The organism is Pseudomonas viridiflava (genome assembly GCF_900184295.1).
Taxonomy (GTDB): Bacteria; Pseudomonadota; Gammaproteobacteria; order Pseudomonadales; family Pseudomonadaceae; genus Aquipseudomonas; species Aquipseudomonas viridiflava.
Genome location: NZ_LT855380.1, coordinates 1,731,107 through 1,746,305, shown reverse-complemented (window position 1 = coordinate 1,746,305; position 15,199 = coordinate 1,731,107). Strand labels below are relative to the sequence as shown.

Sequence of the window (15,199 nt, the reverse complement as noted above, 5' to 3'; positions counted from 1 at the left end):
GGCGGGGCTGACGGGCGCAATGATACACCGCTTTGAGCGAAGCGCACGCGGGAAATTCAGCCTGAAACAGGTGCTTGCGACGCAAACCTCAAACGTTATGCAGATCGACAGGGGTTCGACGTCACATTCAGCCAACAAAACACGTTCGCTCAACCGCAAGAGCGCCATTAGGCTGTCACGACCGCTGTCATCCAGGATAGAAACATGCGTATCACCCGCCATCTTTCATTGTGGAGCACCCTGCTCTGCCTGCCACTGATCACCCAGGCCAACACCGTGCAGCGTTGTGAAGACGCTTCCGGCAATGTGATGTTCACGACACTGGGCTGCCCTGAGGGGCATGCCAGCCGCTCACAGCGCGCCTTCAACGCACCGCCTGGAAGCGTGCAGGACATGATGCTGCCATTCGCAGATGACAAAGAGACTCGGCGGGATCGATCCATAAACAGGGAAATCGTGGTGGTCGGTCAGCGGGATGATGGTTGCGGCAATCGATTGAGTGCTGATCAGCGTCGACAAGCCATCATCAACCAGCGCACGCCACCGGGCATGACGCAGCGCGACGTCGAGAGCCTGCTCGGGCGACCGGATAAAGTGACCCATAACAATGGCGAGCTGCGTTACGTGTACAACCAGAAGAAAGGTCGCAGTAACACCGTGACGTTCGATGAGAATGGATGCGTGAAAGGAAAACGCTAAAAAGCAAAAAGCCCGTATCTTTCGATACGGGCTTTTTGGTGTTTGGTGCACTCGACAGGATTCGAACCTGTGACCGCTCGGTTCGTAGCCGAGTACTCTATCCAGCTGAGCTACGAGTGCATTGGTGTTTTTAGACCAGATCACCTCTGGTTGAAGCCAGTCAACTTCAATGCTGTAATAACTTACAACTTTGAAGCCAACCTTAAATGGTGCACTCGACAGGATTCGAACCTGTGACCGCTCGGTTCGTAGCCGAGTACTCTATCCAGCTGAGCTACGAGTGCATGTGTTGGTGCCGCGCATTATAGGTCGTCAGATTGTTTAGTCAAGCACTTTTTCTAGTAAATTCAACAACTTACAGATCAAGCCAAATCCAACGCACTACATAAATAATGGCGGAGAACGGGGGATTCGAACCCCCGACACCCTTTTGAGGTGTACTCCCTTAGCAGGGGAGCGCCTTCGGCCACTCGGCCAGCTCTCCGCAACACGGGGCGTATAATAACCACCCTTTTCCCCGTTTGCAAACCAAAAATTCAATAAAAATTAATGGCTTGGTTCTTCGTCCTTCTCTTTCTTGATCCGCAGGTAAATCTCTTCACGATGAACCGCGACTTCCTTGGGCGCATTGACACCAATACGCACCTGGTTACCCTTGACGCCCAGCACGGTCACAGTGATTTCACCATCACCAATGATCAGGCTTTCTGCGCACCGACGAGTCAGAATCAGCATAACTTTCTCCTTACGCATTCATTCAGGAACAACAGTCTGCACAACCGGTAGGCACAGCCCGCAACCGTAACGGCCACAGGCGTGACCTGAGTATCAACTAACGCAAAGAAAAGAACAGCCTTTCTGCGTAGCCCGCAAACGACGCAGCCAGGCCGCGCCACTTGCAGACCGATCACTCACCCTGTCGAGCAGCATCCAGTTCAAAAGCCGTGTGCAGTGCACGTACCGCCAGCTCCAGATACTTTTCTTCAATCACCACGGACACCTTGATTTCCGAGGTCGAGATCATCTGGATATTGATGCTCTCCTTGGCCAGCGCTTCGAACATGCGGCTGGCGACGCCTGCGTGGGAACGCATGCCCACGCCGACGATGGAGACCTTGGCGATCTTGGTGTCACCGGACACTTCACGTGCGCCGATTTCACGCGCCGTCGTCTCAAGCACCTGAAGCGCTGCCTGATAGTCGTTGCGATGAATCGTGAAGGTGAAATCGGTGGTGTTATCGTGCGCAACATTCTGCACGATCATGTCCACTTCAATGTTTGCCGCGCTGATCGGGCCGAGAATCTTGAACGCCACACCCGGGGTGTCTGGCACGCCACGGATCGTCAGCTTGGCTTCATCGCGATTGAACGCGATGCCGGAAATGATCGGCTGTTCCATGGATTCCTCTTCATCAATGGTAATGAGGGTGCCCGGACCCTCCTTGAAGCTGTGCAGAACGCGCAGCGGGACATTGTATTTGCCGGCAAACTCGACTGCCCGGATCTGCAGCACCTTGGAGCCGAGGCTGGCCATTTCCAGCATCTCTTCGAAGGTGATCTTGTCCAGACGCTGAGCTTGCGACACAACCCGCGGATCGGTGGTGTAAACGCCATCGACATCGGTGTAGATCTGGCACTCATCAGCTTTCAGGGCTGCCGCCAGCGCGACACCCGTGGTATCCGAACCGCCTCGGCCCAACGTAGTGATGTTGCCGTCCTCGTCGACACCCTGGAAACCGGCGACCACCACCACACGACCTTCTTTCAGGTCATTGCGGATCTTCTGGTCGTCGATTTGCAGGATGCGCGCCTTGTTGTGCGCGCTGTCGGTGAGAATGCGCACCTGATTGCCGGTATAGGACACCGCAGGCACACCGCGCTTGATCAACGCCATGGCCAGCAGTGCAATCGTGACCTGCTCGCCCGTGGACACGATCACGTCCAGCTCACGTGGAACCGGCTGATCGCTGATCTGCCTGGCCAGTTCGATAAGGCGATTGGTTTCGCCGCTCATGGCCGACAGCACCACGACCAGATCAACGCCCGCTTCACGGAATTTCTTGACCTTGTCGGCCACCTGCTCGATGCGCTCGACAGAGCCCACGGAGGTGCCGCCAAATTTCTGTACGATTAAAGCCATCTCAAAGCCGCCTCAGAACCCGTTAAGAGCACCCATTGATCGTCGAATTCGCGTTACAGGCCCGCCTTGCGCGGGCGGGCCTGCGGATTCGATTCAGATACCCTGCTCTACAAAAGGAACGGTCAGTGCCAGCGCAGCATCCAGCGCACCTGCATCGACACCGCCACCTTGAGCCATGTCAGGACGACCGCCGCCCTTGCCGCCTACCGCTGCGGCCGCTTGTTTCATCAAATCACCGGCTTTGAGTTGGCCAGTCAGGTCCTTGGTCACGCCTGCAACCAAGACGACCTTGTCTTCATGAACACTGCCGAGCAGGATCACTGCGCGGCCGAGCTTGTTCTTCAACTGGTCGACAAGCGCCAGCAGCGCCTTGCCGTCCTGACCATCCAGGCGTGTGGCCAGAACCTTGACGCCTTTGACATCCAGCGCAGCCGACGACAGATCGTCGCCCGCAGCACTGGCGGCCTTGGCCTGCAGTTGCTCCAGTTGTTTTTCCAGCAGACGGTTGCGCTCGAGCACAGCCGTCAGCTTGTCCAGCAGGTTGTCGCGATTGCCTTTGACCAGCGTCGCGGCTTCCTTCAACTGGTCTTCGGCCGAGTTCAGCCAGTCCAGTGCCGCAGCACCGGTGACTGCTTCGATACGACGCACACCGGCAGCGACACCGCCCTCGCTGACAATCTTCAGCAGGGAAATGTCGCCGGTACGGTTGGCGTGGATGCCGCCGCAAAGCTCGACGGAGAAATCACCGCCCATGCTCAGCACGCGAACGCTGTCGCCGTACTTCTCGCCGAACAATGCCATCGCGCCGCGCTTTTTGGCGGTTTCGACGTCGGTTTCTTCGGTAACGACCGGGGTGTTCTTGCGAATCTCGGCGTTGACGATGTCTTCCAGCTCACGCAACTGCTCAGGCTTGATGGCTTCGAAGTGGCTGAAGTCGAAGCGCAGGCGCTGACTGTCGACCAAAGAGCCTTTCTGCTGAACGTGATCGCCCAACACTTTACGCAATGCCGCGTGCAGCAAGTGGGTAGCGGAGTGGTTCAGCGCCGTAGCCTGACGAACCTCGGCCGACACTTCTGTTTCAACCTGGGTGCCTACGGTCAGGCTGCCGCTGGCCACGACGCCGTGGTGCAGGAACGCACCGCCGGTCTTGGTGGTGTCGCGCACGTCGAAACGTACCTCACCCGCCTGCAGGAAACCGCTGTCACCGATCTGACCGCCGGATTCGGCGTAGAACGGCGTGGTGTCGAGGATCACGACGCCCTCTTCGCCTTCACTCAGTTGCGCAACGGACTGGCCGTCCTTGTACAGCGCTACAACATTGGCGCTGCCCGTGGTCGCCGAGTAGCCGGTGAACAGGGTTGCCGCGTCGACCTTGACCAGACTGTTGTAGTCCATCCCGAACGAACTGGCCGAGCGGGCGCGCACGCGCTGGGCGTCCATCTCGCGCTCGAAGCCTGCTTCGTCCAGCGTCAGGTTGCGCTCGCGGGCGATGTCGCCGGTCAGGTCCATCGGGAAGCCGTAGGTGTCGTAAAGCTTGAACACGACTTCGCCCGGCACGACCGAACCCTGGAGTTCGGCCAGGTCCTGTTCGAGAATTTTCAGGCCCTGCTCGAGGGTCTTGGCGAACTGCTCTTCTTCAGCTTTCAGTACGCGCTCGATGTGCGCCTGCTGCTGAACCAGTTCCGGGAACGCAGCGCCCATTTCCGCGACCAGTGCAGCAACGATCTGGTAGAAGAAACTGCCCTTGGCGCCCAGTTTGTTGCCATGACGGCAGGCGCGACGAATGATGCGGCGCAGCACGTAGCCACGGCCTTCATTGGATGGCAGCACGCCGTCGGCAATCAGGAAGCCGCACGAACGGATGTGGTCGGCCACGACTTTCAGGGACGCCTGATTGTCATTGGTGCAACCGATGGCTTTGGCGGAAGCCGCCAGCAGGCTCTGGAACAGGTCGATTTCATAGTTGGAGTGAACGTGCTGCAGCACCGCACTCACGCGCTCAAGGCCCATGCCGGTGTCGACCGAAGGGGCTGGCAGCGGATGCAGCACGCCGTCAGCGGTACGGTTGAACTGCATGAAAACGTTGTTCCAGATCTCGATGTAGCGATCGCCGTCTTCTTCCGGCGAACCTGGAGGGCCGCCCCAGATTTCAGGACCGTGATCGAAGAAGATCTCGCTGCAAGGACCGCACGGGCCGGTATCGCCCATGGTCCAGAAGTTGTCGGACGCGTAAGGCGCACCCTTGTTGTCGCCGATGCGAACCATACGCTCGGCAGGTACGCCGATGTCCTTGGTCCAGATGTCGTACGCCTCATCGTCAGTGGCGTAAACCGTGACCCAGAGTTTTTCCTTGGGCAGGTTCAGCCATTTTTCGGAGGTCAGGAACGTCCAGGCATAGGTGATGGCGTCACGCTTGAAGTAATCGCCAAAACTGAAGTTGCCCAGCATCTCGAAGAATGTGTGGTGACGAGCGGTGTAACCCACGTTCTCCAGGTCGTTGTGCTTGCCACCGGCACGCACGCACTTCTGGCTGGTAACGGCGCGGGTGTAGGCACGCTTCTCCTGGCCGAGGAAGCAATCCTTGAATTGGTTCATGCCTGCGTTGGTGAACAACAGGGTCGGGTCGTTGCCCGGAATCAGGGAGCTGGAGGCGACACGGGTGTGGCCCTGCTCTTCGAAGAAGCCAAGGAAGGCTTCACGGATTTCTGCGCTTTTCATAGGTTCTTCCACGGAGACTGCGGCCAGAGGCAATTGCAAAACGTCAAAGACGTAGCGACGGCAAAGGGCCGCATTATATAGGCGTTGCGCCCTCGGTACAGTCTGTTTGTACGATAGACACAAGTAACTGGACTATTGGCGTGTCATTGGCGTGCAAACCCGGCGAACTCTGCAATGACTCGCTCGGTATCTGCACGTGAAACATTCATATGCGTGACCATTCGCAGACGTGGCGCGGCCACGAGCCGGATGCCACGTTCGGCACTGTATGCCTTGAGCGCGGCGGCCCGGTCACCGATGTCCACATACACCATATTGGTCTGCACAGGTTCAACGCTATAGCCAAGCCCGGCAAGGCCGTCGGCAAGAAACTGCGCATTGGCGTGATCGTCGGCCAGACGCTCGATCTGGTGATCCAGCGCATACAAGCCGGCAGCCGCCAGTGAACCGGCCTGACGCATACCACCGCCGACCATCTTGCGCAGCCTGCGCGCCTTGGCAATCAGTTCATGGGAGCCGCAAAGCACGGAGCCGACCGGAGCGCCTAGCCCTTTGGACAGGCAGATCGAAACGGAGTCGAAATGACGGGTGATCTCGCGCGCATCGACTCCCAGCCTGACCGCTGCGTTATATAGCCGAGCGCCATCCAGATGCAGGCCCAAGCCTTTCTCAATGGTCATGGCGCGTGCATCGGCCAGATAGGACAGCGGCAGCACCCTGCCTTGCATGGTGTTTTCCAGCGCCAGCAGACGGGTGCGGGCGAAGTGGAAGTCATCGGCCTTGATGGCATCGCGGACCTGCTGCAGGTCCAGCGAGCCGTCGGCCTGCACATCCAGCGGCTGCGGCTGAATCGAGCCCAACACCGCAGCGCCGCCGCCCTCGTATTTATAGGTGTGCGCCTGCTGACCGACGATGTATTCGTCGCCGCGTTCGCAGTGGGCCATCAACGCCAGCAGGTTGCTCATGGTGCCCGACGGCACGAACAGCGCAGCGGCAAAGCCCAGGCGTTCGGCCAGTGTGGCTTCCAGACGATTGACCGTCGGGTCTTCCCCGTAGACGTCATCGCCAACAGGCGCCTTGTTCATGGCATCGAGCATGCCAGCCGTCGGTAAAGTCACGGTATCACTGCGCAGATCAATGACTGTCACGAAAAAGCTCCCTGAAATTCGAAGGTCGATAATGCAGCGACCCTGCAGTTGCAACAAGGCATTACTGAGGCCTCGCTACATGATAATCAAGCCTGAACGGGTCGGCACTGCGCTGCTTATATAAGGAAAAGGCAGGTTCACTGTACGAAAGTGTCGATGCATGATCCAAGGATCTGTGATAAAAATCCCGCGCCGGCCACGAAATGTGTCGGCAACGTTCTCAGGGCGGGGCGTAATTCCCCACCGGCGGTAATGACGCGCAATGCGTCTAGCCCGCGAGCGCTTGAGGGTCGACAGCCACGGCTGATGACTCGCAAGGTCAGCAGACCCGGTGTGATTCCGGGGCCGACGGTCATAGTCCGGATGAAGAGAGAGCGGGAGTGGCGTCTAAAAGAACGTCTGCAAAACCCCATCTTGAACGACAACGCTCAAGCGGTTTTCCTACGCGACTAGAATCCCTTTCGATCCAAATGCCCTGTTTTTTCTATAAACAGGAGTCAGAACACGTGCAACCCACTGCAATCGACAGCAAAAGCAAAAGTCACCCGAACGAGCGCGTCGCGTTCATCCAGGCCTGCTGGCACAAGGAAATCGTCGACCAGAGCCGTAAAGGTTTTGTCGCCGAAATGGCCAACCACGGCTACGCCGAAAGCGATATCGACTTCTTTGAAGTAGGCGGCGCTTTCGAGATCCCGCTGCACGCCAAACTGCTCGCCAATTCGGGCCGCTACGCCGGCATCGTCGGCGCCGCTCTGGTCGTGGACGGTGGCATCTATCGCCACGAGTTCGTCGCACAGACCGTGGTCAGCGCATTGATGCAGGTCCAGCTGGAAACCGAGGTCCCGGTCTTCTCCGTGGTACTGACGCCGCATCACTTCCATGCGGGCGAAGAGCATCAGAAGTTCTTCTTCGATCACTTCGTGCACAAGGGCGAAGAAGCTGCCAAGACCTGTGCCGACACCCTGAACAAGGTGCGTGCCCTGCGTCGTCACGAGCTTCAGCAGAAAGCCGCTCGCTAAATCGGTGAGGATGAGGCTGCACTGACTGCCCTGCGCATCAGATGCAGCCTCGTCTGATCAGAAGTCTACCTTCCCCCGCCCTGCCTTGATCGAACCCCGTTTGCTCTTGGACTCCAGCCTGCGAGTCTTGGAACCCAGAGTCGGCCTCGTCGGCCTGCGCTTTTTCTCGACCTTCGCTGCATTGACGATCAACTCGCTCAGCCTCAACAGCGCATCGGCACGGTTCTGCTCTTGCGTGCGGTATTGCTGCGCCTTGATCACGATCACGCCATCGCTGGTAATCCGACTGTCGCTCAGCGCCAGCAGCCTCTCCTTGTAGAAAGGGGGCAGCGAGGACGCGTGAATGTCGAAACGCAAATGCATGGCACTGGACACCTTGTTGACGTTCTGCCCACCCGCGCCCTGGGCACGAATGGCGGTCAACTCGATTTCAGTGTCCGGCAGATGGACGTTGTTGGAAATCACCAGCATGAAAGCATCTACGTTGAATCAAAATGAACGCCAAGGATACGTCGCTCGCAGCCGACGTGCATGGCTGACATAAAAAACCCGGCCTCATGAGCCGGGTTCTTCAAAACGAATCACGCTATTTGGTAGCTGTAGAGGCCACGACCAGGTTGCGCCGATTCTTGATCCGGTAGCAAAGCCACATTGCCGCCAGCCAGACCGGTATCGCGTAGACCGATATCTGAATGCCGGGAATCATCAACATGATGCCCAGAATGAACACCACGAACGCCAGACAGAAGTAGTTGCCGTAGGGGTACCACAGGGCCTTGAACAGCGGGACCTGTTGCGTACGGTCCAAGTGCTGGCGGAATTTTAGGTGCGAGTAGCTGATCATCGCCCAGTTGATGACCAGCGTGGCCACTACCAGCGACATCAGCAGTTCCAGCGCATGCTGCGGAACGAAGTAGTTGAGCAGCACCGCTACAAGCGTCACGGCGGCCGAGGCAAAGATCGCCTTGACCGGTACGCCACGCTTGTCCACCTGCGCCAGTGCCTTGGGCGCATCGCCCTGCTCGGCCATGCCGACCAGCATGCGGCTGTTGCAGTAGGTGCCGCTGTTGTAGACCGACAGCGCTGCGGTCAGGACCACGAAGTTGAGGATGTGCGCAGCGGTGTCACTGCCCAGCATCGAGAACACCTGCACGAACGGGCTGCCGCTGTAGGAATCGCCCGAGGCATTGAGGCTGGTCAGCAGGCTGTCCCATGGCGTGAGCGAGAGCAGCACCACCAATGCGCCGATGTAGAAAATCAGGATGCGGTAGATGACCTGATTGATGGCTTTGGGAATGACCGTTTTCGGCTGTTCTGCCTCGGCAGCGGTAAAGCCGAGCATTTCCAGGCCACCGAACGAGAACATGATGATTGCCAGCGCCATCACCAGACCGCTGACGCCATTGGGGAAGAATCCGCCATGCTCCCAGAGGTTGCTGACCGACGCCTGCGGTCCGCCGCTGCCACTGACCAGCATGTAGCTGCCCAGCGCGATCATGCCGATGATCGCGACGACCTTGATGATCGCGAACCAGAATTCGGTTTCGCCGAACACCTTTACGTTCGCCAGGTTGATGACGTTGATGAGCACGAAGAAGGCTGCCGCCGAGACCCAGCTGGGGATATCGGGCAACCAGTAATGAATGTATTTGCCGACTGCCGTCAGCTCCGACATGCCGACCAGGATGTACAGCAGCCAGCAGTTCCAGCCAGACAGGAAACCGGCAAAGCCGCCCCAGTAGTTGTGCGCGAAATGGCTGAACGATCCGGCCACCGGCTCTTCGACGATCATTTCACCGAGCTGGCGCATGATCATGAAGGCGATGAAGCCGCAAATCGCGTAACCGAGAATCATCGAAGGACCGGCCGACTTCAGCACGCCTGCCGAACCGAGAAACAGACCAGTACCGATGGCGCCGCCGAGGGCGATCAACTGGATGTGTCGATTCTTCAGACCACGCTTCAACTCGCCAGACGCTGAGTTTTGTTCACTCATCAAAAGCCACCTGATTGTTCTTGTTCTGTGACGGAATAGGACCTGTTGCGCTCGTGACGTAACAGAATGCAGCACGCGGGACGGGTAGCCCCGAGCGTTTCAAAACAGCAGTGATTCACAGAAAAAAGCGCGGCATTGTACACCGGCCTCCACATCGAGGTTTAAAAGAGGGCGGGCAGACGTGCCGGGTTGTTTATTCAAATCATTTCGCAGAATGAAAACATCCGGAAACGGAAACGCCAGCCGCTGAGGGCTGGCGTTTCCGTTTATTCACGCACGTTGCTCACAGCGCCACGTTTACTGTGGCTTGCGGCGACCGAAGCCCGGGCGCTGACCCGAACCTGCCGGTGGACCACGACGCTTGCCCGACGGCGCATCATCGTCGACCAGTTTGATACCGGCACGCTTGGGTGCTGGCTTGGCCGGGCGCTTGTTCATTTCGCTCGGACGCTCAGCCACCGGAGTACCGCGGCTGTTATCGGCCGGACGCGGCGAACGCGAACCTGGCTTGCCGGAGTCCTTGCGCGGCGATGGGCGCTGGGTCGAATCGCCACGCGGACGATCACGATCACTGCCGGTGATTTGCGGCTGACGCTGCGCACGCTCGCCGGACGCCGGAGCGCCAGCGGCAGGACGCAGCGTACGAACGCGCTCGCCCTTGCCCAACGGACGGGACGACTGGCGCTGCAGACGCTCGAGCTTTTCCTTGGTCTTGGCGTTCATCTGCGGCTGAGCCACAGGTGTCAGGCCGACTTCGGCAGCCAGAATGTCGACTTCGTACTGACTCATTTCGCGCCAGCGGCCCATCGGCAGGTCGGAGTTCAGGAACACCGGCCCGTAACGCACGCGCTTCAGACGGCTGACCACCAGACCCTGGGATTCCCAGAGACGACGGACTTCGCGGTTACGACCTTCCATCACCACGCAGTGGTACCAGTGGTTGAAGCCTTCGCCGCCCGGAGCCTGCTGGATATCGGTGAAACGCGCAGGCCCGTCTTCGAGAACGACGCCCGTCTTGAGGCGCTCCAGCATCTCGTCATCGACTTCGCCACGTACGCGCACTGCGTATTCACGGTCCATTTCAAACGAGGGGTGCATCAAACGGTTGGCCAGTTCACCATCGGTGGTGAACATCAGCAGACCGGTGGTGTTGATGTCCAGACGACCGATATTGATCCAGCGGCCTTCTTTCGGGCGCGGCAGACGATCAAATACGGTCGGACGGCCTTCTGGGTCGTCACGGGTGCAGATTTCGCCGTCCGGTTTGTTGTACATGATGACGCGGCGAACCGTTTCGGCTGCCTCTTCGCGTTTGATCACGCGGCCGTCGACGCTGATGGCGTCGTGCAGGTCAACACGCTGACCGAGGGTCGCGTCCTTGCCGTTGACCTTGATGCGGCCCTGGGTGATCCAGGCTTCCACGTCGCGGCGCGAACCGACGCCAATGCGTGCCAGAACCTTCTGCAGCTTTTCGCCTGCGGGTCCGATTTCCTGGCTGTCCTGCTTGTCTTTTTCACTCATCTGGGCACCTCCCGGTGTGTCGAATCAGGGCTGACCGAGAACCGGCGAGACCTGTGCCCGGCGCGCGGTGGAGAGCGGCAAGGCGGAATACTTTGAAGCCCTGGCGAAAGGGTTATCGCCGAGGGTCGGCCATCATACGCTCATGCGGTCTTTTACGCATCCAGCCTGCCGTGCAATTCCTCGTATCACTTCTTCTTTTTGCGACCACCGGTCTTGAGCTTCGCCAGACGCTTGGCCGATTCGCTGAGCACCTCGCGTTTTTCATCCTTCTCCAGCTTCTTCCAGGCCTTGATTTCCCGCTTGCTGCGACCGCATCCCAGGCAAATGTCGTCATCGAATTTGCACAGGCTGATGCAGGGGTTCTTGGTTGAACTCATGGACAGCAACTCTCATGGGGAAGATGACTGAACGTGTGACCGCAGGCGGGGGGATGAATTCGAACGGATGAAGATCATCGTCTGTGCCATTTGTGACGCAGAGCGTCACGGGCTGCATGCCCACGCAGAGCGCTCATCGTTATACACAAGTCGTAACGCGCATCTGGAGCGGGCACTATTTCGGCCGTGGGAGCGGACCGGGCGGCGTTCCGTTTGTCCGCGAAAGCTGGTACATCCGACAAAGATCCAGCGTCTGAAATGCAGTATTCGCGGACAAGTCCGCTCCCACTTTCGGGTACCGCGTTCCTCCAAGTCGATTTGTGTATAACGATGAGCGCAGAGCGTTGGCACGATCAGTGTGCTTGAGACCGATGATCGTTCCAACGCTCTGCGTGGGAATGCAGTTCAGGACGCTCCGCGTCCGCTTTCCGGGTCGGGCTCGTCTTCATCAGCCGACTCAGGCTCGGCCCGCAACAGATCATCGAAGTCCGTCTTCAACCCCTGCTCCATCGAGTCCAGTTCGACCAACAGGCTGCGGAAGCTGGTCTCGTCACGCGGCGGCTCGGGCTCTTCATTGACGTCCAGACTGGCGTCGGCCAGCGCCTGAAGGTGCGCGGGCACGGGCGCATCCTCAAAGTCCAGCTCAGGCTCGGTTTCCATCTCGCGCAGGTCAGCCAGCGGCGGCAGTTCGTCCAGGCTCTTGAGGTTGAAGTGATCGAGAAAACCCTTGGTGGTGGCGAACATCGCCGGTTTGCCGGGCACATCGCGGTAACCCACCACCCGAATCCACTCTCGCTCCATCAGCGTCTTGACGATGTGGCTGTTGACCGCCACACCTCGCACATCTTCAATTTCGCCTCGGGTGATCGGCTGGCGGTAGGCGATCAGCGCCAGGGTTTCCAGCATGGCGCGGGAATAGCGTTGCGGCCGCTCTTCCCACAAACGTCCGACCCAAGGCGAGAACTTGTCACGAATCTGCAGACGATAGCCGGACGCGACTTCCTTGAGTTCAAAGGCGCGGCCGTCGCAAGACTTGCGCAGTATGTCCAGAGCCTTCTTGAAGATCGGCGGCTCCGGGCGCTCGCCTTCTTCGAACAGCTCATAAAGCCGGTCGAGCGTTTGCGGCTTTCCGGATGCCAGCAGAAACGCTTCAAGCAAGGGCGCAAGTTCGCGGGGTTCGTTGAGGTTCATGGGTGTGCTCTAGGTCTACTCGGCTCGCGCCCGGACATGGATCGCCGCAAAGGGCTCGTTTTGGACCAGCTCGACCAGTGATTCCTTGACCAATTCCAGCACGGCCATGAATGTCACGACCACACCCAGTCGCCCTTCCTCGGCGGTGAACAGCTCGGCGAACGGCACGAAACCGCCGCCCTTGAGGCGTTCCAGCACATCACTCATGCGCTCGCGAGTGGACAGCGCTTCGCGGCTCACCTGGTGGCTTTCGAACATGTCGCCGCGATGCAGCACTTCGGCCATCGACATCAGCACTTCTTCAAGGCTGACATCCGGCAGCAGCTTGCGCGCTCGGGCTTCGGGGGCGTCCAGTTTCGGCACTATGACATCGCGCCCTACCCGCTTCAGGCCATCGATGCCTTCGGCTGCGGCCTTGAAACGTTCGTACTCCTGCAGCCGACGAATCAGTTCGGCACGCGGATCGCCTTCCTCTTCCTCGATTTCCGCCGAACGCGGCAGCAACATGCGCGACTTGATCTCGGCGAGCATGGCAGCCATCACCAGGTACTCGGCCGCGAGCTCCAGGCGCACGGTTTTCATCAGCTCGACATAACCCATGTACTGCTTGGTGATTTCCGCCACCGGGATGTCGAGGATGTCGATGTTCTGTTTGCGGATCAGGTACAGCAGCAGGTCGAGCGGGCCTTCGAACGCCTCAAGAAAGACTTCCAGCGCGTCCGGCGGAATATAGAGATCCAGCGGCATCTGCGTGAGCGCCTGTCCGTAGACCAGCGCAAACGGCAGCTCCTGCTGGGCGTCGGCCTGACTGTCGACCGTCTCGACCACTGTCATTACGCGTCGTCAGCGAACGGCGTCGGGTCGCCACAGCCGACACGGATCACCTGCGGCTCGCCTTCGGACAGATTGATAACCGTGGAGGCAGAGATACCGCCGATGCCGCCGTCGATGATCAGGTCCACCTGATGCTCGAGAATCTGGCGCATTTCATAGGGGTCGCTCAACGGCACCGTGTCACCGGGCATGATCAGGCTGACGCTCATCAGCGGCTCGCCCAGTTGCTCCAGCAGCGCCTGAGCGATCGGATGGCTGGGCACGCGCAGACCAATGGTACGACGCTTCGGGTGCAGGACCAGACGCGGCACTTCACGGGTGGCGTTGAGAATGAAGGTGTAAGGACCCGGCGTGTGGGCCTTGAGCGCTCGGAAAGCACCGGTGTCGACCTTGGCAAACAGTCCCAGTTGCGAGAGATCGCAGCACATGAGCGTGAAGTTGTGTTTGTCGTCCAGCTGACGCAGACGACGGATACGCTCGATGGCGCTCTTGTCGCCAATCTGGCAACCCAGCGCATAGGACGAATCTGTCGGGTACACCACCAGCCCGCCGGCCTTGATGATTTCCGCAGCCTGTTTGATCAGGCGCGGTTGCGGGTTCTCCGGGTGGACCTGGAAAAATTGACTCACGGTAACTTCCTGTTCAGACGGCGGCAGTAGGTTGATCATGTTTGAATCTGCACCACAGAGGTGGCAAATCCTCGGGCACGGGGCGGTAAATTCCAATCTCGCCCCAGGCACCGGGGCCATGGAAGTCGCTGCCGGCAGTGACCAGCAGACCGAACTCCCGCGCCAGGATCGCCAGGGTTCCGACCTGATCGGCAGGCTGCATGCCATTGACCACTTCGATGGCGTGACCACCTGCCTGGATGAAATCGCCGACCAGTTTACGCCGTTTACTGCGGGTAAAGTCATAATGCGAAGGATGCGCGAGGCTGACCCAGGCGCCGGAGGCCCTCAGGGTTGCCACGGTGTCCTCGAGTGTCGGCCAGTGTTGCTTGACGTCGCCCAGTTTGCCCGCACCCAGCCATTTTCGGAATGCCTCGGCACGATCCTTGACGAAACCTTCACGCACCAGAAAGTCGGCGAAGTGCGGACGAGCCGGCGCATTGCCGCTGTCGCCCAGCTCTTTCTGGATCGCCCGGGCGCCTTCCAGCGCTCCGGGCATACCTTTGATCGCCAATTTGCGACTGATTTCTTCAGCCCGCAACCAGCGCCCTTCGTGCAAACGCGCGATTGCTTCGGTCAGTGCAGGGGCCTTGGTGTCGAACGCGTAACCCAATATATGGATGGTCGCCCCGCCCCAGGTGCAGGACAACTCGACGCCGTTGACCAGCTGCATACCCAGTGAATGCGCCGTCTCGCGGGCTTCTTCGAGGCCTTCGAGGGTGTCATGGTCGGTGAGCGAAAGGACACGCACGCCATTTTCATAAGCACGCGTCACCAGTGCGGTGGGCGACAAGGCCCCGTCCGAAGCGGTGCTGTGGCAATGCAGATCAACATTCATAGTGGTGCTTTCGCAGTCATTGATGTTTGTTATTATGCCGCTACATCCTG

General features: G+C 59.1%; 14 protein-coding genes, 3 tRNA genes and 1 riboswitch. Of the genes, 2 read left to right on the top strand and 15 right to left on the bottom strand.

The window, feature by feature from the left end:
• Nucleotides 1–204: 204 nt before the first annotated feature.
• Nucleotides 205–699 (top strand): outer membrane protein assembly factor BamE domain-containing protein, encoded by a 495-nt coding sequence (gene bamE / locus CFBP1590_RS08300; protein WP_004884329.1) that lies wholly within the window; start codon nt 205–207, stop codon nt 697–699.
• Nucleotides 700–742: 43 nt separating this feature from the next.
• Here bamE and CFBP1590_RS08295 read toward each other — a convergent pair.
• From CFBP1590_RS08295 to ltaE, 7 genes are all read right to left on the bottom strand, one after another.
• Nucleotides 743–819, bottom strand: a tRNA-Arg gene (locus CFBP1590_RS08295).
• 87 nt (nt 820–906) lie between these two features.
• Nucleotides 907–983, bottom strand: a tRNA-Arg gene (locus CFBP1590_RS08290).
• Nucleotides 984–1,092: 109 nt separating this feature from the next.
• Nucleotides 1,093–1,183, bottom strand: a tRNA-Ser gene (locus tag CFBP1590_RS08285).
• Nucleotides 1,184–1,245: 62 nt separating this feature from the next.
• Nucleotides 1,246–1,434: a carbon storage regulator CsrA gene (gene csrA / locus CFBP1590_RS08280; protein WP_002554426.1), complete on the bottom strand. Its 189-nt coding sequence runs from the start codon at nt 1,432–1,434 to the stop codon at nt 1,246–1,248.
• Nucleotides 1,435–1,606: 172 nt separating this feature from the next.
• Complete coding sequence (locus CFBP1590_RS08275) at nt 1,607–2,839, bottom strand: aspartate kinase (RefSeq protein WP_004884328.1); 1,233 nt, start codon at nt 2,837–2,839, stop codon at nt 1,607–1,609.
• A gap of 93 nt (nt 2,840–2,932) precedes the next feature.
• Complete coding sequence (gene alaS, locus CFBP1590_RS08270; protein ID WP_004884327.1) at nt 2,933–5,557, bottom strand: alanine--tRNA ligase; 2,625 nt, start codon at nt 5,555–5,557, stop codon at nt 2,933–2,935.
• Between the two features lie 143 nt (nt 5,558–5,700).
• A complete protein-coding gene (gene ltaE, locus CFBP1590_RS08265) occupies nt 5,701–6,705 on the bottom strand; it encodes a low-specificity L-threonine aldolase (protein ID WP_088234819.1) in 1,005 nt (334 codons plus the stop codon).
• 212 nt (nt 6,706–6,917) lie between these two features.
• Nucleotides 6,918–7,085: riboswitch (FMN riboswitch) on the top strand.
• A gap of 126 nt (nt 7,086–7,211) precedes the next feature.
• On the opposite strand from ltaE, the gene CFBP1590_RS08260 reads away from it, so the two are divergent.
• Nucleotides 7,212–7,724, top strand: a complete 513-nt coding sequence (locus CFBP1590_RS08260) for a 6,7-dimethyl-8-ribityllumazine synthase (RefSeq protein ID WP_004884325.1) — start codon at nt 7,212–7,214, stop codon at nt 7,722–7,724.
• A 57-nt stretch (nt 7,725–7,781) separates the two neighbouring features.
• On the opposite strand, the gene arfB is transcribed toward CFBP1590_RS08260, so the two are convergent.
• From arfB to CFBP1590_RS08220, 8 genes are all read right to left on the bottom strand, one after another.
• Nucleotides 7,782–8,195 carry an alternative ribosome rescue aminoacyl-tRNA hydrolase ArfB gene (gene arfB, locus CFBP1590_RS08255; RefSeq protein ID WP_004884324.1) on the bottom strand — a complete coding sequence of 138 codons (414 nt, stop codon included), beginning with the start codon at nt 8,193–8,195 and terminating at the stop codon, nt 7,782–7,784.
• Nucleotides 8,196–8,310: 115 nt separating this feature from the next.
• Nucleotides 8,311–9,720, bottom strand: a complete 1,410-nt coding sequence (locus tag CFBP1590_RS08250) for an amino acid permease (protein ID WP_088234818.1) — start codon at nt 9,718–9,720, stop codon at nt 8,311–8,313.
• A gap of 297 nt (nt 9,721–10,017) precedes the next feature.
• Nucleotides 10,018–11,241 carry a 23S rRNA pseudouridine(2605) synthase RluB gene (gene rluB, locus CFBP1590_RS08245; RefSeq protein WP_004884321.1) on the bottom strand — a complete coding sequence of 408 codons (1,224 nt, stop codon included), beginning with the start codon at nt 11,239–11,241 and terminating at the stop codon, nt 10,018–10,020.
• A gap of 185 nt (nt 11,242–11,426) precedes the next feature.
• Entirely contained in the window at nt 11,427–11,618 is a 192-nt protein-coding gene (locus tag CFBP1590_RS08240; protein ID WP_024689181.1) for a DUF1289 domain-containing protein, read from the bottom strand.
• A 405-nt stretch (nt 11,619–12,023) separates the two neighbouring features.
• Nucleotides 12,024–12,809 carry an SMC-Scp complex subunit ScpB gene (scpB, locus tag CFBP1590_RS08235; RefSeq protein WP_025993743.1) on the bottom strand — a complete coding sequence of 262 codons (786 nt, stop codon included), beginning with the start codon at nt 12,807–12,809 and terminating at the stop codon, nt 12,024–12,026.
• Nucleotides 12,810–12,824: 15 nt separating this feature from the next.
• Nucleotides 12,825–13,643, bottom strand: coding sequence for a segregation and condensation protein A (locus CFBP1590_RS08230; RefSeq protein ID WP_004884310.1), 819 nt, complete (start codon nt 13,641–13,643; stop codon nt 12,825–12,827).
• Nucleotides 13,643–14,272, bottom strand: a complete 630-nt coding sequence (locus tag CFBP1590_RS08225) for an L-threonylcarbamoyladenylate synthase (protein WP_088236377.1) — start codon at nt 14,270–14,272, stop codon at nt 13,643–13,645. The genes CFBP1590_RS08230 and CFBP1590_RS08225 overlap by 1 nt, the downstream gene beginning before the upstream one ends.
• A 13-nt stretch (nt 14,273–14,285) precedes the next feature.
• On the bottom strand, nt 14,286–15,149 hold the full coding sequence (locus CFBP1590_RS08220; RefSeq protein ID WP_004884306.1) for a PHP domain-containing protein: 864 nt from the start codon (nt 15,147–15,149) through the stop codon (nt 14,286–14,288).
• Between the last annotated feature and the right edge of the window lie 50 nt (nt 15,150–15,199).

Coding starts and splice junctions, on each gene's coding strand:
- CFBP1590_RS08275 (WP_004884328.1), bottom strand. CDS start 2,839: ATGGCTTTAATCGTACAGAAATTTGGCGGCACCTCCGTGGGCTCTGTC.
- arfB (WP_004884324.1), bottom strand. CDS start 8,195: ATGCTGGTGATTTCCAACAACGTCCATCTGCCGGACACTGAAATCGAG.
- scpB (WP_025993743.1), bottom strand. CDS start 12,809: ATGAACCTCAACGAACCCCGCGAACTTGCGCCCTTGCTTGAAGCGTTT.
- csrA (WP_002554426.1), bottom strand. CDS start 1,434: ATGCTGATTCTGACTCGTCGGTGCGCAGAAAGCCTGATCATTGGTGAT.
- CFBP1590_RS08240 (WP_024689181.1), bottom strand. CDS start 11,618: ATGAGTTCAACCAAGAACCCCTGCATCAGCCTGTGCAAATTCGATGAC.
- rluB (WP_004884321.1), bottom strand. CDS start 11,241: ATGAGTGAAAAAGACAAGCAGGACAGCCAGGAAATCGGACCCGCAGGC.
- CFBP1590_RS08250 (WP_088234818.1), bottom strand. CDS start 9,720: ATGAGTGAACAAAACTCAGCGTCTGGCGAGTTGAAGCGTGGTCTGAAG.
- CFBP1590_RS08230 (WP_004884310.1), bottom strand. CDS start 13,643: ATGACAGTGGTCGAGACGGTCGACAGTCAGGCCGACGCCCAGCAGGAG.
- alaS (WP_004884327.1), bottom strand. CDS start 5,557: ATGAAAAGCGCAGAAATCCGTGAAGCCTTCCTTGGCTTCTTCGAAGAG.
- CFBP1590_RS08220 (WP_004884306.1), bottom strand. CDS start 15,149: ATGAATGTTGATCTGCATTGCCACAGCACCGCTTCGGACGGGGCCTTG.
- bamE (WP_004884329.1), top strand. CDS start 205: ATGCGTATCACCCGCCATCTTTCATTGTGGAGCACCCTGCTCTGCCTG.